The organism is Mesorhizobium atlanticum, from assembly GCF_003289965.1.
Taxonomy (GTDB): Bacteria; Pseudomonadota; Alphaproteobacteria; order Rhizobiales; family Rhizobiaceae; genus Mesorhizobium; species Mesorhizobium atlanticum.
In genome coordinates, this window is sequence record NZ_QMBQ01000007.1 from 53,054 (window position 1) to 70,242 (window position 17,189).

The 17,189-nt window shown below is 64.1% G+C and carries 19 protein-coding genes and 1 riboswitch; of the genes, 9 read left to right on the plus strand and 10 right to left on the minus strand.

Annotation, left to right across the window (positions count from 1 at the left end; all coding sequences use genetic code 11):
- Positions 1-237: 237 nt before the first annotated feature.
- Positions 238-774 (minus strand): gamma-glutamylcyclotransferase, encoded by a 537-nt coding sequence (locus DPM35_RS22850; RefSeq protein WP_112129502.1) that lies wholly within the window; start codon positions 772-774, stop codon positions 238-240.
- 117 nt (positions 775-891) lie between these two features.
- Here DPM35_RS22850 and DPM35_RS22855 point away from each other — a divergent pair, with 117 nt between their 5' ends.
- Positions 892-1,890, plus strand: a complete 999-nt coding sequence (locus DPM35_RS22855; protein WP_112129503.1) for a DUF2125 domain-containing protein — start codon at positions 892-894, stop codon at positions 1,888-1,890.
- A gap of 7 nt (positions 1,891-1,897) precedes the next feature.
- The gene (locus DPM35_RS22860; protein ID WP_112129504.1) at positions 1,898-2,833 is read left to right on the plus strand and encodes a sugar kinase; all 936 of its coding nucleotides are present in this window, start codon (positions 1,898-1,900) and stop codon (positions 2,831-2,833) included.
- Positions 2,834-2,842: 9 nt separating this feature from the next.
- On the opposite strand, the gene DPM35_RS22865 is transcribed toward DPM35_RS22860, so the two are convergent.
- Entirely contained in the window at positions 2,843-3,778 is a 936-nt protein-coding gene (locus tag DPM35_RS22865; protein WP_181592103.1) for a prephenate/arogenate dehydrogenase family protein, read from the minus strand.
- Between the two features lie 5 nt (positions 3,779-3,783).
- Complete coding sequence (gene hisC, locus DPM35_RS22870; RefSeq protein WP_112129506.1) at positions 3,784-4,887, minus strand: histidinol-phosphate transaminase; 1,104 nt, start codon at positions 4,885-4,887, stop codon at positions 3,784-3,786.
- Between the two features lie 138 nt (positions 4,888-5,025).
- Here hisC and DPM35_RS32505 point away from each other — a divergent pair, with 138 nt between their 5' ends.
- Complete coding sequence (locus DPM35_RS32505) at positions 5,026-5,313, plus strand: hypothetical protein (protein ID WP_181592104.1); 288 nt, start codon at positions 5,026-5,028, stop codon at positions 5,311-5,313.
- 193 nt (positions 5,314-5,506) lie between these two features.
- Here the strand turns inward: DPM35_RS32505 and DPM35_RS22880 are convergent, their stop codons facing one another.
- Positions 5,507-5,761, minus strand: coding sequence for a type II toxin-antitoxin system Phd/YefM family antitoxin (locus DPM35_RS22880; protein ID WP_112129751.1), 255 nt, complete (start codon positions 5,759-5,761; stop codon positions 5,507-5,509).
- 154 nt (positions 5,762-5,915) lie between these two features.
- Positions 5,916-5,993: riboswitch (SAM riboswitch) on the plus strand.
- Positions 5,994-6,088: 95 nt separating this feature from the next.
- Between DPM35_RS22880 and metX the strand changes: the two genes are divergently transcribed.
- The 3 genes from metX (at position 6,089) to DPM35_RS22895 (ending at position 9,157) form a co-directional block, all read left to right on the plus strand.
- Positions 6,089-7,258, plus strand: coding sequence for a homoserine O-acetyltransferase MetX (gene metX / locus DPM35_RS22885; protein ID WP_112129507.1), 1,170 nt, complete (start codon positions 6,089-6,091; stop codon positions 7,256-7,258).
- Between the two features lie 91 nt (positions 7,259-7,349).
- Entirely contained in the window at positions 7,350-7,964 is a 615-nt protein-coding gene (metW, locus tag DPM35_RS22890; protein ID WP_112129508.1) for a methionine biosynthesis protein MetW, read from the plus strand.
- 263 nt (positions 7,965-8,227) lie between these two features.
- On the plus strand, positions 8,228-9,157 hold the full coding sequence (locus DPM35_RS22895; protein WP_112129509.1) for a glycosyltransferase family 2 protein: 930 nt from the start codon (positions 8,228-8,230) through the stop codon (positions 9,155-9,157).
- Between the two features lie 110 nt (positions 9,158-9,267).
- On the opposite strand, the gene DPM35_RS22900 is transcribed toward DPM35_RS22895, so the two are convergent.
- The 3 genes from DPM35_RS22900 to DPM35_RS22910 all read right to left on the minus strand — a co-directional run bounded on the left by DPM35_RS22900 (position 9,268) and on the right by DPM35_RS22910 (position 12,839).
- Positions 9,268-10,068, minus strand: coding sequence for a DUF1194 domain-containing protein (locus DPM35_RS22900; RefSeq protein WP_112129510.1), 801 nt, complete (start codon positions 10,066-10,068; stop codon positions 9,268-9,270).
- A 53-nt stretch (positions 10,069-10,121) separates the two neighbouring features.
- Positions 10,122-11,951, minus strand: coding sequence for an ABC transporter ATP-binding protein/permease (locus tag DPM35_RS22905; protein ID WP_112129511.1), 1,830 nt, complete (start codon positions 11,949-11,951; stop codon positions 10,122-10,124).
- A 126-nt stretch (positions 11,952-12,077) separates the two neighbouring features.
- Positions 12,078-12,839 carry a class I SAM-dependent methyltransferase gene (locus DPM35_RS22910; protein WP_112129512.1) on the minus strand — a complete coding sequence of 254 codons (762 nt, stop codon included), beginning with the start codon at positions 12,837-12,839 and terminating at the stop codon, positions 12,078-12,080.
- A 136-nt stretch (positions 12,840-12,975) separates the two neighbouring features.
- Here DPM35_RS22910 and gloB point away from each other — a divergent pair, with 136 nt between their 5' ends.
- Complete coding sequence (gloB, locus tag DPM35_RS22915) at positions 12,976-13,743, plus strand: hydroxyacylglutathione hydrolase (protein WP_112129752.1); 768 nt, start codon at positions 12,976-12,978, stop codon at positions 13,741-13,743.
- A gap of 6 nt (positions 13,744-13,749) precedes the next feature.
- Positions 13,750-14,181, plus strand: coding sequence for a cupin domain-containing protein (locus DPM35_RS22920; RefSeq protein ID WP_112129513.1), 432 nt, complete (start codon positions 13,750-13,752; stop codon positions 14,179-14,181).
- On the opposite strand, the gene DPM35_RS22925 is transcribed toward DPM35_RS22920, so the two are convergent.
- The 3 genes from DPM35_RS22925 to DPM35_RS22935 are packed head-to-tail and all read right to left on the minus strand — an operon-like array spanning position 14,178 to position 16,557.
- Positions 14,178-14,849, minus strand: a complete 672-nt coding sequence (locus DPM35_RS22925) for a lysoplasmalogenase (protein WP_112129514.1) — start codon at positions 14,847-14,849, stop codon at positions 14,178-14,180. The two genes, DPM35_RS22920 and DPM35_RS22925, sit on opposite strands and share 4 nt — an antisense overlap.
- The gene (gene yddG / locus DPM35_RS22930) at positions 14,846-15,733 is read right to left on the minus strand and encodes an aromatic amino acid exporter YddG (protein WP_112129515.1); all 888 of its coding nucleotides are present in this window, start codon (positions 15,731-15,733) and stop codon (positions 14,846-14,848) included. The genes DPM35_RS22925 and yddG overlap by 4 nt, the downstream gene beginning before the upstream one ends.
- A gap of 32 nt (positions 15,734-15,765) precedes the next feature.
- Positions 15,766-16,557 carry a DUF3108 domain-containing protein gene (locus DPM35_RS22935; protein ID WP_112129516.1) on the minus strand — a complete coding sequence of 264 codons (792 nt, stop codon included), beginning with the start codon at positions 16,555-16,557 and terminating at the stop codon, positions 15,766-15,768.
- 258 nt (positions 16,558-16,815) lie between these two features.
- On the opposite strand from DPM35_RS22935, the gene rpmB reads away from it, so the two are divergent.
- A complete protein-coding gene (gene rpmB / locus DPM35_RS22940) occupies positions 16,816-17,112 on the plus strand; it encodes a 50S ribosomal protein L28 (protein WP_040989302.1) in 297 nt (98 codons plus the stop codon).
- Positions 17,113-17,189: the final 77 nt, after the last annotated feature.

Here is a 17,189-nt window from a genome sequence, read left to right on the forward strand (position 1 = left end):
ACTGATCTCCGTGATGCTGGGACGGGCCTGACGCCCAGGGATGGGATGCCGCTAAGCTAGGTCGTGGCCGGCCGGGGTCAAAGGCATGGTTTTGCTTTTTGATCGGACCAGGGCAGTTCCAGCAAAAATGCGTCGCGGTCAGGCTCGGCGGCTTCGCCGTAGCCTTGCGTCCGGAATTGCGCAAAAACAAAGAGACAGAGCAGTGAGGGACGAAGTCATTTTCGCCGGAAATGCTGCTCACGAAGGCGCGAGCTGCCGGCCCACCTCCTCCAGCCAGTGATCGCGGATGCCGAGCGCCTCGAGATGCTCGAGTGTGCTCAGGACATAATCCTCATTCCGGCCCGACTGACCGACGGCGCCGCGAACGATCCTTGCCGCGTGATCGGCATCGAGCGCGCCGGCATATTGCTCATGCTGCCGGTCGACGATGTAGGCGACCGCCTCGACCAAACCGCCCTCTCCCTCCCCGTCCTTGCCCAGCCGGACATCGAGCATGCGTTCGAGATAGACGCTGGTCACCAGCTCGCGTTCGCGCAGATAGGAAAGCACCTCGTCGCGCAGATTGCCGGGAACGCGGTAGGCGAGGCCGATGCAGGAGCCGCCTCGGTCGAGGCCGAGCACGAGGCCGGGCCGCTCCCGCGTGCCGCGATGCACGAAGGAATAGACGCAAAGCGAGCGCCGGTAGCCGTAAAGCCAGGCGCGGCGCGTCTCGACATGGGCGAATCCGGGCCGCCAGATCAGCGACCCATAGCCAAAAACCCAAAAATCGCCCATATCGCCAAGCCTGATCGCATTCCAGTGAACGACATCGCACCGACAAGGTGCTTCTTCTGTCCCCCGCTTGTTTGCGTGAGCAAACGCCCGCTCGCCGGGGTTAACGAGAGCCGCAGCATGACGTCAAGTGACGAGCGATCGCCCAAACCCCGCCGCCGGCTGCTTTGGCTCGCGGCGTTCATCGTCGTGCTGTTCGCCCTCTACAGCGGCGGCTGGTTCTATCTCGCCGAAAGGCTCAAGAGCGAAGCCGACCAGGCCGTGGCGCGGCTGGGCAGCAAGGGCATCGCCGCCGGCTGCGCCAATCTCACCGTCAGCGGCTATCCGATGAGCTTCACGGTCTCCTGCGACAACATCGCCTATGAGGACGACGCCCGAAAGGTTGCGGCCTCCACGGGCAGCTTCAATGCCGTCGCCGGAATCACCGGGCCTTTGTCGCCAGTCGCCGACCTGCGCGGGCCGCTGCGGACGATGGCGCCCGGCATGCCGCCGCTGTGGATCGACTGGGACCAGCTGCAGGCCAATGTCAAAGTGTGGTGGCCGCTGCCGCGCAGTGTCTCGCTGCAGGCTGAAGGCCTGAACGGTCAGACCGACCCGCAGGACGACGCGGATCCGATGCAATTGTTCAGCGCCGGCAAGGCGGCCGGGCAATTGCAGCCGGCCGGCCAGGACATCAACTATGTTGGCAGCTTCGGCGATCTTGAGATCAACGCGGATGCAATCGACGGACGCGTGCTGCCGGCGCTGGACGGCAGCGGCGACGTGACGCTGAAGAACGGCGTGGCGTTGATCGCGACACCTCCGAAGAGCCTGCGCGGCCAGTCGATCGACATCGCCAGGCTCGACCTGTCGTCGGGTACGGCGCGCATCACCGTGTCCGGACCGGTCTCCGTCGACGCGGAAGGTCTGGTCGACGCAAGCCTGATGATCAAGCTCAAGGATCCCAAGGCGGTGGCAGCCATCCTCGCCGGCGCGGTTCCCGAGCATAAAAGCGAAATCGAGCAGGGCTTTGCCGCCATTGCCATGCTTGGCAAGGAACCGTCCTTGCCGCTGAAGATCGTCAAGGGCAAGGCCTCGCTCGGCTTCATCCCGCTCGGCAAGATCAAGCCGTTAGAATAACGCAACAATGGCGAAAACGGTCAGACTGCTCAGCGTCGGCGCCTTCACCCTCGACACGATCCTACGTGTCGAGACGCTGCCCACGCATCAGGGCAAGTTCATCGCCAGCGACGGCGTCCAGATCGCCTCCGGCATGGCGACGAGCGCCGCCTGCGCCGCGCATCGCCTCGGCGCCGAGGTCTCGCTTTGGGCAAGCGCGGGTGACGATCCGGTCGGCGACCAGTTGATCGCCGATATTCAAGCAGAAGGCGTCGACTGCAGCCTCATCCGCCGCGTCGCCGGCGCGCGTTCGGCGCTGGCCGCGATCGTGGTGGATGCGCATGGCGAGCGCATCATCGTTCCCTTCTACGACAAAAAGGCGCAGGCCGATCCCGAGGCTCTGCCGCTTGCCGACCTCTCCGGCTTCGACGCCGTGCTGGTGGATGTCCGCTGGCCGGGTGCCGCGGCGCTCGCCTTGAGCGCGGCGAGATCGATCGGCCGCCCGGCGATCCTGGACGCCGACACAGCGCCCGTCGACGTGCTGGAGCGGCTCTTGCCGTTGGCCTCTCATATCGTCGCGTCCGAACCGGCGGCGCGCATCGTCTGCGGCCACGCGCTGGACCCCGAAAGCGCCTGCGCCGACCTTGCCTCGCGCACCGACGCCTTTGTCGCCGTCACCGGCGGCGCGGCAGGGACGTGGTGGCACGATCGGGCAACCGGGCGCGTGCGCCATGTCGAGGCGCCGAAGGTCAAGGCGGTCGACACGCTCGCCGCCGGCGACGTCTTCCACGGCGCCTTTGCCGTCGGCCTTGCCGAGGTCATGCCCATGGAAGAGGCCCTGCGCTTTGCCAGCGCCGCCGCCGCGCTCAAATGCCTGCGCTTCGGCGGAAGGCTGGGCGCGCCGGATCGGGCTGAAACGCTGGCCATGATGGCGGCGCACTGGCCGCCATCGGAACTAGGCTAAGGAATCCGCTTACGATTTGGCCGGATGCTCCACCGCCTGCCGGCCGAAATCCGGCACGTCGATATCCTGCCCTGCCTCGATGATCGAGCGGCGGATGGCGCGGGTGCGGGTGAAGAGGTCGAACAGCTTTTCGCCATCTCCCCAGCGGATCGCCCGCTGCAGCGAAGCCAGGTCCTCCGAGAACCGCGCCAGCATCTCCAGGATCGCGTCCTTGTTGTGCAGGCACACGTCCCGCCACATGGTCGGGTCGGAGGCGGCAAGGCGGGTGAAATCGCGAAAACCGGAAGCGGAATATTTGATGACCTCGCTCTTGGTCACCGCTTCCAGATCGTCCGCCGTGCCGACAATGTTGTAGGCGATGATATGCGGCAGGTGCGAAACGATCGCGAGCGTCATGTCGTGATGCTGCGGGTCCATCGTGTCGATGTTGGAGCCACAGCGCCGCCAGAACTCCGAAAGCGTCTCGAGCGCCGCGGGGTCGGTGCCCGGCAGCGGCGTGAAGATGCACCAGCGGTTCTCGAAGAGATCGGCAAAGCCCGCGTCGGGTCCGGATTTCTCCGTACCCGCCAACGGATGTCCGGGGATGAAGTGCACGCCTTCCGGCACATGCGGCTGCATCTGCGCGATGACGGAAGCCTTGGTCGAGCCGACATCGGTGAGGATGGCACCCTTCTTCAGCGCCGGCGCGATCTCGGCCGCGACCTCGCCGGACGAACCGACCGGCACCGAGACGATGACGAGATCGGCGTCGCGCACCGCTTCTTTTGCATCCGTCGTATAGGAATCGCCAAGGCCCAACTCCTCGGCCCGCTTCAGCGTCGAGGCGCTGCGCGTCGCGATGGCGATGTGCCTGGCGAGCCCCTCGCGACGGATGACGCGAGCGAGCGACGAGCCGATCAGGCCGATGCCGACCAGCGCTATTTTCTCGAACATCGGTGATGTCATGGTGTCTAGCTTTTCAGGAAGGTCTTGAGCGCGTCGATGACCCCGTGATTGGCCTCTTCGGTGCCGACGCTCATGCGAAGCGCGTTGGGGAAGCCGTAGCCGGTGACGCGGCGCAGGATGTAACCGCGCGCACTGAGATAGTCGTCCGCGGCCGCCGCTGAGTGCCTGTTATCGTCGGGAAAATGGATCAGCACGAAATTGCCGACGCTGGGCGTAACGCGCAGGCCGAGCTTGGTCAGTTCTTCATTCAGCCAGGCCAGCCATTTCTCGTTATGCGCCGCGCTGCGCTCGATATGGGCCCGGTCGCGGATCGCGGCGATGCCGGCCTCGATCGCGGTTGCATTGACGTTGAAGGGGCCGCGAATGCGGTTGATCGCATCGACGATATGCGCCGGTCCATACATCCAGCCGATTCGCGCGCCGCCGAGGCCGAGCTTGGAGAAGGTGCGGGTCATCACCACGTTCTCCGAGCTGCCGACGAGCTCGATGCCGGCTTCATAGTCGTTGCGCCGCACATATTCGGCATAGGCCGCGTCGAGCACCAGGAGCACGTTCTTGCGCAATGCCGCGTGCAACCGGCGCACCTCTTGGAACGGCACATAGGTGCCGGTCGGATTGTTCGGATTGGCAAGGAACACGATACGCGTCCTGGGCGTAACCGCGGCGAGGATCGCGTCGACATCGGCGCGCTCGTCGGTTTCCTTCACCGCCACCGGCTTGGCGCCCGCCGCCTGGATGTAGATCTTGTAGACCATGAAGGCGTGTTCGGTGAACACGGCCTCGTCGCCCGGCGCCAGATAGGTCTGTGCCAGGAGCCCCAGGATCTCGTCCGAGCCGTTGGAGCAGATTATGTTCGCCGGATTGAGCCCATGCACCTCGGCGATCGCCTCGCGCAGCCGCCGCGCCGTGCCGTCCGGATAGACGTCGAGCTTCGCCGCCACCTCGCGCGCGGCCTCGATCGCCTTCGGCGAGGGCCCGAGCGGGTTTTCGTTCGACGACAGCTTGTAGACTTTCGTCACGCCGGCCGGCGCGGTGCTTTTTCCCGGCACATAGGCCTCGATGTCCATGATGCCCGCGCGGGGCGTCGGACGGGGCTGATCCTGCTTCATGTCACAAATCCGTCGAGAGGGCCTTTAAAGGCCGCAGCGGAAATACAAGCCGTGACCGGCAATGTCGAGAGGTCTGCTGCATATCGCCGAGAAGTGTGCAGCGGCTCCTGCGACAACGACACACATTAAAACAAGGGCTTGAAGCGCGTGGCTCGGATCTGTTTCGGCGCCCCGCTTCAGCCGGGCACGGCGTTAATCGTCGCGGCCGACAATCCGGGTCTTGCGCGTCTGCTGAAGCTGCAAAATCCCTCGGCGCAGTTGCTCGAACAAAGCCGGCGGCAGCATTCCATAGGCGTAACTGCCATCGGAACGCGGTCGAACATCGTAGCCGGGCCAAAGGAACCTGTTCGATTCATCAAAGCGCAGCCAATGCCGGCCGTCGTCGAGGCCAAGGGCCCGGCATACTGCCGGCGGAATCTCGATTGACGCGGAATTGTCCGGTGGCGGGCTATGGGTAATCGGTGCGACTATGGTGTGGATGTGACCTTCCGCATCGCGTGGCGTAGCGACAACGATCGCGCAGGGGCGATCCTTCGTGCCTTCGATACCGCCCGGTCATGTTCGGTGCTCCAAAGAAAACTATAGCGAACGACAAGACCCAGCCTTGGAACCGGCAGTGTCACTTCGGTTCCACGCCATATTCGGCAGCTTCGATGGAGGCGATTGTATCCTCATCGAGATCGCCCACGATCAGGATTTCGCGCTCCCGGCGCTTCAGCGATTCGTAATGCGCGAACTCGGCGGCAGAGAGATACGCTCCGACAATCCGGCCATGACTGGTCACGTTGATGACCTTCTTGGCGATGGCTTCATCCTGATATTTCGCAAAATTTCGGGCGAAGTCACTCGCCGGAACCGCGGTGTGGCGTGGCATATCTGCCTCCATCCGATAAAAAACAGCTGGTGAAGTGAGTGAAACAGATCGAACCGGTATCTGTCACGCAATATGCGCAATCTACACAAATTACGCAAGATGGGCTCACCGGAACGCCGCCGTTGACGTTCGCACAACGCAGACGTAAAAGAACCATGAACTTCGTGGTGATTTGGCCGGTCGGCTTGCAGCCACGTTAAACAACTCGCTAAAGGGCCGTTTGCAACCTGTAACCGGCTTTGCGACGGCAAGCCGGTTTTTTGTTGTCCGCCGCTGGCCGGACACCGCATCGCGACGAGACAGATGCGGGACAGGATGAGGACGGACATGGCCGCTCAGCGCGCTGCAAGAACCAACGACGAGGCAGACCATCCGTCGAGCCCGGTGCTGCAGTTCGGCCCCGACAAGCCGCTGAAGCTCGATGCCGGCACCTTGCTTTCGCCTTTCCAGATCGCCTACCAGACCTACGGCACGCTGAACGACGCGCGCTCCAACGCCATCCTCGTCTGCCATGCGCTGACCGGCGACCAGCACGTTGCCAACACCAATCCGGTGACCGGCAAGCCGGGCTGGTGGGAGGTGCTGATCGGCCCCGGAAAGATCATCGACACCAATCGCTTCTTCGTCATCTGCGCAAACGTCATCGGCGGCTGCCTCGGTTCTACCGGCCCGGCATCGACCAATCCGGCGACCGGCAAGCCCTACGGCCTCGACCTGCCGATCATCACCATACGCGACATGGTGCGCGCGCAGGCGATGCTGGTCGATCATTTCGGCATCGAAAAGCTGTTTTGCGTGCTTGGCGGCTCGATGGGCGGCATGCAGGTGCTGGAATGGGCGGCGAGCTATCCGGAGCGGGTCTTCTCGGCCCTGCCGATCGCCACCGGCGCCCGCCATTCCTCGCAGAACATCGCCTTCCACGAGGTCGGACGGCAGGCGGTCATGGCCGATCCGGACTGGCATGGCGGCAAATATCTCGAGCTCGGCAAGCGGCCGGAAAAGGGGCTCGCCGTCGCGCGCATGGCCGCCCACATCACCTATCTTTCGGAAGCGGCGCTCCACCGCAAGTTCGGCCGCAATCTGCAGGACCGCGAGGCGCTCACATTCGGCTTCGACGCCGATTTCCAGATCGAGAGCTATCTGCGCCATCAGGGCATGACCTTCGTCGACCGCTTCGACGCCAATTCCTACCTCTATCTGACCCGCGCGATGGACTATTTCGACCTTGCCGCCGATCACGGCGGGCGCCTCGCCGATGCCTTCGCCGGCACCAAGACGCGCTTTTGCCTGGTCTCCTTCACCAGCGACTGGCTGTTCCCGACCGAGGAGAGCCGCTCGATCGTGCATGCTTTGAACGCGGCGGGCGCTTCCGTCTCCTTCGTCGAGATCGAGACCGATCGCGGCCACGACGCCTTCCTTCTCGACGAGCCGGAGCTGTTCGCGGCCATCAATGGTTTCATCGCCTCCGCTGCCCGCGCCAGGGGGCTCGGCCTATGAGCGGCAGGCGATCGCTGAGGCATGTCGCCCAGAACCGCGCCGTGGCTTCCGGACAACGACATGCATCAAGACAAAGGGCGGAGGTGTCCCCATGAGCGTCAACCGCGCCCAGCGTGTCGACCTCGACGTCGTCACCGATCTCATTCCAGCCAATTCGCGCGTGCTCGACGTCGGCTCGGGTGACGGCGTGCTTCTGGAACTGCTGCAGGAGACCAAGCAGGTCGACGGCCGCGGAATGGAACTGTCGCAGCGCGGCGTCAATGAATGCGTGGCGCGCGGCCTTTCCGTCATCCAGGGCGATGCCGACAAGGATCTCGGATTCTACCCCGACAAGGGCTTCGACTTCGTCGTGCTGTCGCAGACGCTGCAGGCGACGCGCAACCCGAAGGTAGTGCTCGATGAACTGCTCAGGATCGGCAACCGCGCCATCGTCTCCTTCCCCAATTTCGGTCACTGGCGCGTGCGCTTCTCGCTTTTGATCAAGGGCAGGATGCCGGTCACCAAGGACCTGCCCTATTCCTGGTACGACACGCCCAACATCCACTTCTGCACCATCCGCGACTTCGTCAACCTGTGCGAGGAGCTCGGCGCGACCGTCGAGAAGGCGACCGCGCTCGACGCCAACGGCCAGAAGATCGGCCTGTCGATGCCCTGGTGGTTCTGGAATTTCTTCGGCCAGCAGGCGGTGTTTCTGCTCAGACGCTGACGCCGCGCGATCGGCTCCATGAGCGCATGATTCTCACCGCCGGACCTGGTCGGCGGACGGCCTCCCCGGGCCGGAAGGCCGATTATGTTGCCATCAAACCGCAATGTTGCGGAAAAGCCGCGGATTTCCGGCATTTCTTGGTAAGCGCGGCGTGACAGAAAGGTGGCTTTTTTGTAGCGTCGGCCACAAATCAAAGGTGGGATACCAACATAGTCATCAAACCCGTCCGGCAGACACCAGAACCGACCGGTAGCGGCAGCCCGATGTCGAGCGAAGACGTTCCGCTGATTACGGTGATCACGCCGACGCACAACCGGCGCAGCCAGGTCGTGCGCGCGGTGGAAAGCGTTCTGGCGCAGACGCTTACCCGCTTCGAGCACATTGTGGTCGACGATGGTTCGACGGACGGGACGGCTGCCGCGCTTGCTGAAATCCGCGACCCCAGGCTGATCTATGTCGGCGCCAAATGGCGCGGCGCCAATGCCGCGCGCAATGCGGGCATCGAGCGCGCCCGGGCGCCTGTAGTGACTTTCCTCGATTCGGACGATGTCTATCTGCCGGACCGGCTGGAGCGGACGTTGGCGCACTTTGAAGAGAATCCTTCGCTGGAGGTGCTGATCAGTTCGTTCCTGTCGCTGAAGGGGAGCCGCAGCACCAAATGCATCAATCGCGGCGCCTTTCTCGACAAGAGCAAACTGCAGCGCGCCCTGGTCTCGCAGACCATCTTCATTGCCGGCTCGGCTATCACCGCCAGGCACGAGTCGCTGCTCGCGATCGGCGGCTATGACAGCGACATCACGCGCATGCAGGATCGCGAGCTTCTGCTGCGCTTCGCTCGGCGCGGCGGCGCTCTTTTGTCCGAAGACATCGACTGGAAGAAGTACAATTCGGAGAGCTCGATCTCCGGCCGCCGCGACGGTTATGTCGCGGCCTATGCCAATCTGATCGACAAGCACCCCTATATCGCCGACCGATATCCGGACGTTCCGCCCTATATGATCGCGCGCCAGATTATCGCCGACATCTTGAAGGGCCGGCTGCACCAGGCCTTTTCCGGCTATCTCGCCAACCGCTCGTCCAAGGCGCTCGGTTATTCGCTGCCGCAGCTTCTGCGCGGCTATGTCGTCGGCCGGCGTTGGCGCCGCGATTGCTACGACGAGTTCCGCGCCAAATACGGCGCTCGGGCGGCTTGAGACGGACTGCTAGAGCAATTCCAGGAAAAGTGTGAGCGGTTTTCCGTCCGGAATTGCGTAAAAACAAGGAGATAGTGCGTTTAACCGTTTCCGTGAAACGGTGAAACGCACTATCTGTCGAGTTCGGGAAAATATGGATCTGAGAACCGCCGCCGAAGGCGCTCGCCCAGCAGGCAATCGACGGGTGCGGCATCCTCGACGCGAATGGATTTGGCGTCGGTGAGGCCGCTCACCTCCTGGACCAGCTTGCGGCGGATGGCGGTCGAGAATTCTGACGCCGCGTAGATCGGCAGCACAAAGGAACCCGCTCCTCCGGTCACGCAGTCGGCGTAATAGCGGTCGAGACGGCTGACGCTCGGCGACGGCCTGATGAGTATGGGCAGGCCGTTGATGACGATACCCTTGGCGACGGTGGCATCGCGGATCTCGGCGACGGGCAGCCCGATATTGTTGGGTCCGTCGCCCGATATGTCGATGACGCGGCGCGGCGCCGAAAAGCCGCTTCTCTCCAGGAGCCCGGCGCCGAAGCCGAGGGCGCCTGAAATCGAGGTGCCGCGGAAGCTGCGGAACGGCCGCGCTTCTATCCTGTCGGCAAAAGCGTTGGCGCTGGCCTCCCCATCGATGATCTGCCAGGCAATGACGCCGTCGTCGCGCACCACGCCCGCCCATTCGAAATAAGCGAGCGCGATGCGGCCATTTCGACCCGAGCGCACGGCATTGATGAAGTCGGGATGGCGCAGCGCCTCGACATAGCCGGCGCGCTGCAGGGCGAACTCGTCCTCGTCCATCGACTGCGAGATGTCGACGGCAAGCACGAGTTCCACATCGACCTGCGTGCCGCCGTCAGGCGCGGGCAACGAAGCCGCCTCGGCGCAGGCGAAACAGGCAAGCAGGCTGAGTATCTCGAGCATGGCAGCCTCGAACGACCCGGCGAATCTTCCCGGCGATCGCGGCGAAAATAAAGCTATTTCTTCCTGGCGCGGGCAGTCATGGGCGGCGGCTCGATCGCTCCGGCGCGGACGCGCGCCGGCTTCAGCGCCGGTGCGCCGGTATCTTTCACGATATTCAGCGCGCGCGGGAAGAACTGGGTGTTGTGCAGGCCGCGCCCTATGTTCAGGATGGCTGTCCCTGGCAGGCGCTTTTCCATCATCGCCAGTACCCGTCGCAGCGACGGGCCGTCGAACGCGTCGAGCGCCTCGTCCATGATCACCCATTTTGGCTTGCGCAGGGCGAGTCTGGCGAAAGCCAGCGCTCGTTGTTCGTCATCGCTGAGCTCGCGTTCCCACCGCCCGGGATGGTCAAGTTCGGTTGCCAGCCGATCGAGGCCGAGCTCCATGAGCACGGCCGCGATCTCGGCATCGCTGGCTGGGGCCTCTCCGTTCGGATGATCGAGGACCTCGCGCAGCGTACCGGCCGGGAAATAGGGCACGCGCGGTACGAAGATGGGAGTCTCGCCCGCCGGAAGGCCGATCCGGCCGCTACCCCATGGCCACAGGCCGGCAATGGCACGGAAGAACAACGTCTTGCCGGCGCCCGGCTCGCCGGTGATCATGACACGCTCGCCGGAATGGATTTCGACCTCCGTCTCGGCAAGCTTGGTGCAGCCTTCCGGCGAGGACACCTGAAGCTTGTCGAAGGTCAGGCGGCCATTGGCGTTTTCGCCGAATTGGATGCGTTTCTCCGTGTCGTGCAGCGCATCGGTCTCGGTGAGCGCGATACGGAAATCGGCCACGCGCATCAGCGTCGCGCGCCAGTCGGCGATGCTGCCGATGTTGTTGATGAACCAACGGAGCGACGAATGGACCTGGTTGAAGGCGCCGACCGCCATCATCAGCCCGCCGAACGAGATGTCGCCGGAAAAGTAGACTGGCGAAGCCACCAGGATGGGCGCAACCACCGTTATCCAGCCATAAGTGTCGGTCACCCAGGACAGGTTGATCTGCGCGGTAAAGATGCGCCGCATGGCGCCCAGCACCGCGCCGAGGTCAAGCTCGAGCCGGCGCCTGGCATCAGGCTCGCCGTGGTAGAGCGCAATGGCGTCGACATTCTCGTTGACCCTTACCATCGAGGAGCGCAACTCCGCTTCGCGGGTATAGCGCTCGCTGTTAAGGCCGATCAGCGGACGACCGACCAGCCAGCTCAGCCACGAGGCTATCCCGGCATAGAGGAACGCGGCCCACACCATGTAGCCCGGTATCGCCAATGAATAGCCGCCGATGTGGAACACGAAGCCGGAAGACAGCTCCCACAAGACGCCGATGAAGGAGACGAGCAGGATGAGGGATTGCAGCAGGCCGACGCCGAGATCCGTCGACAGGTCCGACAAGTGAGCCGCGTCCTGCTGCATGCGCTGGTCGGGATTGACACCGATGGCACCGGCATTGGCCAACCGAAAGGCGCGCGCCGGACGCATCCATTGATCGATCAGGTCGAGCGTTAGCGCCTCGCGCAACCGCAAACGGATCATCTGGTTGAGCCAGGTCTGGCCGATATTGAGCACCAGAAGCCCACCGGCGATCATCGCGAAGACGAGAAGCTGGTGCAGGAAGTCCGACATGTCGCGACGCGCCAGCGCATCGTAGAAAGGCTGGTTCCAGCGGTTGAGCAGAACCTGCCCGATCGAGGTTGCGACGATGACCGCGACGATACCGATCGAGACCCAGGCAAGCTGGGTGCGCACCGGCGAGGACTTGAGCCCCTGCCTGATCGTCGCCACCTGGTCGGCGAGGCTGCTTGCCTCGACCGAGACAGCGGCCTTTTGTGGCGCCGGCTTCTTATTGGTTTGGTCGTCCATTGGGGATATTCCTGATTCCGCGGCGGTCACGAGTGTAGCGCCAAACGAGCAAGCTCAGGTCGAGCATGCCTCAGATAGGGTAACGATCGCCGCGCGATGCAAGGCGCTGCCGCGATCACGAACGCGTCACTTTGCCGGGAGCGGGGTCGACCGCCGGCCAAGCCGCGTCGCGCCCTGTGGCGAGAAGACCGGCACGAAGACGCGGCGCGAGGCGCGCTGAGCGACCGGCACCCCCTGGTAGAGCCGTTTCTGCGCCTCGACGACGATGACGCCGGAAAAGATCGGCCAGAACCGACGGCCGGCCCGCTCCAGCACATTGTGGAACCGCATCATGAAACGCCGTGGCGACGGCGGAAAGAACAGCGCATCGCTCCACGTCGCCGGGGTGAAGTTCGCCTCGCGCAGCAACTCGGTCAGCTGGCCGCGCGAGAACGGCCGGCCGTTGCCGAAGGGCGTGTGCTCGAAGCGCGCCCACACACCGCGCCGGTTGGGCACGACGATGACGACTCTGCCCGCCGGCGACAGCACGCGCCAGATCTCGTTCAGCGTCTCGCGCGGGTTTTCGGCGTGTTCGAGCGAATGCACCAAGAGCACGCGATCGATGCAGGAATCGACCAGCGGCAATTCCTCGTCGAAGACCAGCGCCGTCGCCGCCGGCCCGGTCGCCGGCCACACCACCGCGCCCTGCGTAGCCGGCATGAAAGCGAAGACGCGCTCGGCATCGGTGCCGAAGCGTTCCAGCCACGGCAGTGTATAGCCGAGGCCGACCAGCCGCTCGTTGGGCACGGTCGTCCAAATGGACGACAGCGCCATGGTGATCGAATGCTCGGCCAGGCGGCCAAGCGTGGACGAGTAGAAGGAACGCAGGTCGACGATGTCCGAATGCATGCGCGGGACGGTAGCCGCGATAAATGCCAAGTTCAACAAAGGCGGCAAATTCGATAAACGCGCCAAGTTCGATAAACCCGGATGACATCGGCGGCCGGTCGCCCTATGTCTGCGGCGACAACGGAGACAGATGCCGATGGCCGTCGAGATCGAGCAGTTCATGTGCCGCACCGACAATTTCGGCGTGCTGGTTCACGATCCGAAAAGCGGCGAGACGGCGATCATCGACGCGCCGGAAGAAGCGCCGATCCTGGCGGCGATCAAGCGCACCGGCTGGATGCCGACATTGATCCTCACCACGCACCATCATGCCGACCATGTCGAAGCCAATCTGGCGCTGAAGGAGCGCTTCAAGCTGCGCATCATCGGCCCGGAAGCCGAGAAGGCAAAGATTCCGGGCATCGATGAGACGGTCAGCCAAGGCTCGGTCGTGCGCCTTGGCGAGGAACGGATCGAGGTGATCGAGACGCCTGGCCACACCGCCGGCCATGTCTCCTACCACCTGCCGGCCTCGAAAGTGGCCTTCACCGCCGACACTTTGTTCGCGCTGGGTTGCGGCCGCCTGTTCGAGTGCAAGCCGTCGGTGATGTATGAATCGCTGAAGAAGCTGGCGGCGCTGCCGGCGGAAACCGCCATCTATTGCGGCCACGAATACACTCTGGCCAACGCCCGCTTCGCGGTGACGGTAGATCCGGGCAACCCGCTGCTGAGGCAGCGCGCGGCCAGGGTCGAAGCGCTGCGCGCCGACAACAAGCCGACATTGCCGACGACCATCGGTGAGGAGCTGTCGACCAACCCGTTCCTGCGCTGGCACGACCCGGCGATCCGCAAGCATCTCGGCATGGAGAAAGCTTCGGACGCCGAGGTGTTCGCCGAAATCCGCAAGCGCAAGGATAATTTCTGAGTATCGATGAAAAGCGCCGCCGAGATCATTGCAACGCTTGGCCTCGAACCGCATCCCGAGGGCGGCTGGTATGCCGAGACGTTTCGCGACGCCGCGGGCGGCCCGCGCGGTCATTCGACCGCGATTTACTTCCTACTCGAGCAGGGCCAGCTTTCGGCATGGCATCGGGTGAAGGACGCGGCCGAGGTCTGGCATTACTATGCCGGCGCACCGCTGGCGCTGTCGATGCATGAGGAAGGCGCAGGCGTGGTCATCGAGCAGGTTCTGGGCACCGCCATTGCCGCGGGCGAGCGGCCGCAGATCGTTGTGCCGGCAGGCTGGTGGCAGTCGGCGCGCAGCCTCGGCGAATGGACGCTGGTCGGCTGCACGGTGGCGCCTGGCTTCGATTTCGCCGCTTTCGAGCTGGCTGAGCCCGGCTGGCAGCCGACAACAAACTAAGCCAACAGAAAACCCAGCGTGATCGCCAATTGGGCGGCGTAATAAAGCACCCAGACCGCATAGCGCATCCAAAGGCGCTGCGGCGAGATCGCCGCGAGCAGGAAGCGCTCGGCCGCCAGCAACCCGTCCGAGGCGATGAACAGCACCGCGCCGGCAATGACCCAGGCGCTGGCGGTGGTGAGCGCCGAAATGCCCATGGCGAGGATCGCCCCGACATAGACGGCGATCGGGATGCGCAGTTGCGGACCGACGCGGCGCCAGAGCGCGGCAAGCATGACGATGCTGAATGCAGCCATGGCCAGCGCGATCGCGCCCCGCCAGGATTCGGCGCTCAAAAGGCCGAGCCCGCCGCCTGACTGCGCGAACAGCGCGACATAAGCGACGTGGCCGGCGAGGAAGCTCGCCAGCCCGCCGAGAAAGGGCTTTTCGCCTTCGCGCGACAGGAAGGCGTCGCCGATGGCGCTCAAGCCCAGCGCAGCGACAAGCAGCAGCGGACCGCCCTGCTTGGCGGCAAGCACAGCCAGCAAAGCGACTGCAAGCGTCTTTGCCGCCGTGCGCGTCCATTTCGGCGGCATGTCGAGCGCGAAGGCGTAGATCACGGCCGCGACGAACGAGAACAGAAGCGTCGCGTTGGCATTGGCCTCGATGCCGCCGGGAAACGGCATCATGCGTTCACCTCTTTGGCCCCCGGCTTGCGCATCAGCAGAGACTTCGCGGCCAGCGCAGCGCCCCCGGTGATGAGCACGCAGGCCGCGAGGATGCGCAGCGACGGCTCCGCGACGCCGGCAGCGATCAGCACCAGCGTCGACAACAGCGGCGCGGCATAGCTCGCGGCGCCCAGCACCTGGATATTGCCGCGCTTGACGCCGATATCCCAGGCGTAGAAGGCCGCGCCAACCGGCATCAGGCCGAGCCCGATGACGGCCAGCCACTGTCCAGGGCCCTCTGGCAGCACCGTTTTCTCAAGCAGAAGATGACAGGCCAGCGAAAGCACCGACGTCGCCGCGCAGAACCAGGTGACGATGGAGGTCGGCACCGAGGGGAAGCGCCGCGACAGAAGCGAATAGGACGACCACAAAAGCGCGCAGACGGCGGCCATCGCGTAACCGAAGGCATAACGCGCGTCGAAGGCCAGCCCGCCACCCTTGGTGACGATCAGGACCGTGCCGGCAAGCCCGAGCAGAGCGCCGACGACATGGTTCCAGGCCAGCCGCTCGCCCGGCATCAGCGCGGAACCCAGCACGATCAGCAACGGCCATAGATAGGCGATCAGGCTCGCCTCGACAGCCGGCGCGTTGCGCAGCGCGGTGAAGTAGAAGAAGTGGTAGCCGAACAGGCCAGCTATGCCGATCACCCAGACCTGTGGCGGGATCTTCTGGTTTCTGTCGGCGGCCGGCATCACCAGCCGCGCCGCTAAGCCAACGCAGGTGCCGATGGCGAAGGTGATGGCCGACAGCAGGAACGGCGGCACCTGCCCGGAAGCGTCGGTGAGCAGCGCCAGCAGCGCCCACATGGCAACCGCCGAAAAACCGATCAGTGTTGCGCGCCCCATGCGTTTCCCCGGCGGCGCGCCGGGCGCCTGACTTAATTAACTGCCTCGAACCGTCCGGCGCTGATGGTCAGCGGACCGATCTGGGTCCCGACCGTGGCGCGGATCGGCGCATATACGCCGGATTGACCGACCGGCGCAAACGTCACCAGCATGCGGCTCTTGTTCTGGAGGTAATTCAGCGCCTTGCGTCCCTTGCGATAGCCCGCTACCGGCTCGAAGCCCATCTTGCAGGTCACTGTGTCGCCCTTGTAGCCCGGCACCGAGATCGAGCCCTTGGAGGCATAGGTCAGTGTCAGGTCGGCGCGCATCTCGCCATCATAGAACTTGACCGTGCGTCCGCAGACCTTGTCCAGGCTGTCGGCATGGATGACGGTCGCGGCCATCGGGTCGAGCACCGATTTCAGGTCTCCGTCGCCGATCGGCACCCAACTCTTCGGATCGCGTTTCTTCGGAGCGGGAACGACTTGCGTGGAGGTGACCGCGCCGTTGCTGAAGCGGATGTCGACCATGGAGGCCTTCTTGCCGGACGTGTAGTCGGCCCTGAACGCCTGCGGCGTCATCCGCTTGTCCGAAATGATGCCTTTCGACGAAATCGTGCCTTTGGTGTCGTCGAACAGCCGGCCGAGCCCCGCGGCCGAGACGGTGCCATTGATGGCGTAGGTATTGCCCTCATAACGGCTGGAAAAAGTCGCCCTGGCGATCGAAAGGCCAAGATAGGAGACCGTGTATTCGCCCTTGAAGGACTGTGGCGAGGGGGCGGCGAAGGTGGTTGCCGGCACGACAAGGGCAAGCAGGCTGGCAAGTGCATGAGCAGGACGGAGCATGGTGGCTGGCGAATCCCTGGCAGTTCGGCCGAAACGCTAAGGCTCCAGCCTGGCATATCCCTTCGTGAAGGGCTTATAATACGAAATCCGGCCTTTATATGGAGCGCGCCGGACGGCAGGCTACGTGCCGGAGCTTGACGCAGTGGTGAAATGCCACTATGGAACGCCAACTTTTCCAAAGGCCGCCTGACCGAGACCGCGCGCCGCCTGGCGCGGGCAGAATGGTTTGGCAGGTTTAGAAACTGAAGGTTAGACAAGATGTCCCGCACCTGCGAACTCACTGCCAAGGCAGTCCAGACCGGCAACAATGTGAGCCACGCCAACAACAAGACCAAGCGTCGCTTCCTGCCGAACCTGGTCAATGTGACGCTGATTTCCGAAGCGCTGAACCAGAACGTTCGCCTGCGCATTTCGGCCAACGCGCTGCGTTCGGTCGAGCATCGCGGCGGCCTCGACGCCTTCCTGGTCAAGGCCGACGTCAAGGAATTGTCGCAGCGGGCTCGTCTGCTGAAGAAGCAGATCGCCAAGAAGCTTGCCGAGCAGTCGGCCGCTTAACTCAGCTTTCGGGCGGGGACGACCGCCTCGGGCACCGGCCATATCCGTTGCTCGAATAAGAGCGAGCGTCGGCACGA